The sequence below is a fragment of the Aeromicrobium sp. PFPM2_SD2 genome (assembly GCF_057364525.1).
This window is the reverse complement of the sequence record NZ_JBNFNZ010000723.1, coordinates 1-733: the sequence shown is the minus strand read 5'-3', so window position 1 is coordinate 733 and position 733 is coordinate 1. Positions and strand designations below refer to the sequence as shown.

General features: G+C 76.7%; 2 protein-coding genes. Both read right to left on the bottom strand.

Annotated elements, in window-relative coordinates; all coding sequences use genetic code 11:
- Positions 1-132 precede the first annotated feature (132 nt).
- Complete coding sequence (locus tag AC2W7G_RS17715) at positions 133-327, bottom strand: hypothetical protein (RefSeq protein WP_485869588.1); 195 nt, start codon at positions 325-327, stop codon at positions 133-135.
- 79 nt (positions 328-406) lie between these two features.
- A partial coding sequence (locus tag AC2W7G_RS17710) for a FliH/SctL family protein (protein ID WP_485869587.1) occupies positions 407-733 on the bottom strand: 327 nt, incomplete at its 5' end.

The following is a 733-nucleotide window of genomic DNA, read 5'->3' as shown; positions in this document are numbered from 1 at the left end:
CGGGGCGGCCCCAGGCCCGTCCAGCACGCGGCCGAGCAGGGCGCGTGCCGACCGCGACGGTCAGCGGTCCGCCGGTGCCGCGCACGGCGGCGCCGACCTGGACGCCCTCCAGCGGCGCCAGCGGCAGGCAGGTCAGACCGGTGCGGTCCACCGCGTGACCTCGGCCAGCACCGGGCGCTCGCCCTGCACCTCGACCAGGTCCGAGACCGCGGCCTCGAGGCCGACGACCCGCACCTTGAGGCCCAGCACGCCGGCGACGCGGCCCATGGCCTGCGGCGGGATGGCGGCCATGGCGCGCTGCGCCACCTGGGGAGTCAGCACGCTCATCGGAGCACCCCCGTGAAGATGGGACGGTACGCGGACCCGCCGACGACGACGGCGCCCATGGCTCGCTCGCTCCGCTCGCTCATCGCAGCACCTCGCGGACGCGCTCCATCGCCGACGACAGGCGCAGGTCGACGACCTGCTCGTCGGTCTCGACGACGGAGTCCAGCCGGTCCAGCGTCGGGTCGGGCACGACGGTGACGCCGCGCTCGGCGAGGGCGGCGTGGTCGGCGCCCTCGGCCGCGTCCGGGTGCAGGCGCAGCCGGACGTACGGGACGTCGGGCATGAGCGCCAGCGCGCGGCGCACCGAGGTGATGCCGGGCTCCTGGCAGATCGCGACGGCCTCGCCGACCAGCGTCTCGGTGAGGTCGCAGGCCAGGTCGGTCGCGGCCTCCTCGACCTGGGCGCA